Source organism: Halomonas salsilacus (assembly GCF_051216275.1).
In the GTDB taxonomy this organism is placed as follows: Bacteria; Pseudomonadota; Gammaproteobacteria; order Pseudomonadales; family Halomonadaceae; genus Halomonas.
In genome coordinates, this window is record NZ_JBPKAQ010000025.1 from 1 (window position 1) to 712 (window position 712).

1 protein-coding gene is annotated in these 712 nt (G+C 58.4%); it reads left to right on the plus strand.

From position 1 onward, the window contains the following. A partial coding sequence (locus tag ACR80S_RS17145; RefSeq protein ID WP_435403910.1) for an IS1634 family transposase occupies positions 1-647 on the plus strand: 647 nt, incomplete at its 5' end. Positions 648-712: the final 65 nt, after the last annotated feature.

Consider the following 712-nt stretch of genomic DNA (forward strand, 5'->3'; position numbering starts at 1 on the left):
AGACGGCGGCACGCGATCAGAAGATTGAGGCGCTACAAGCTGATGCTCGCCAGTGGTTCGAGAAGCTGGACAACCAGGATGCTGGGCGTCGCTATCGCGGCAGAAAGCTCTCCGATCCCGGCGTCACTGCTAGGTTCTATAAGGCCGTCACTGACGCTCACCTCGGCCATATTCTCAAGGTCGACCTGACGGCCGAGACGTTCAACTATGTGCTGGACCAGCGTGCGCTGGATCGCGCCAGGATGATGGATGGCAAGCTGCTGCTGGTCACTAACATGGCGGATCATGGGCCAGAGCAAATCGTTGAGCGCTATCGGGCGCTGGCTGACATCGAACGCGGCTTTCGGGTGCTGAAGAGTGACATCGAGATCGCGCCGGTTTACCACCGATTGCCGGATCGCATCCGTGCGCATGCGCTGATCTGCTTCCTCGCCCTGGTGCTTTACCGGGTGCTGCGGATGCGGCTGAAGGCTAGTGATCACAAGCTTTCGCCGACGCGGGCACTGGAAATTGCCCGCAAGATTCAGTTCCACCAGGTCCTGCTTCACCGTCGCGAGACGGCGAGCGGCTTGACCAAATTGAAGCCTGAACAACACGACCTTTTCGAAGCGATTGGCCTGCCGGCGCCTACCGCATCGCGCTTGTAGTGCCAATTTTGAAAAGGCGTTTCCAGGTTAATCAGTAGCTTACGCTTCTATCTGTCGAACTCGGG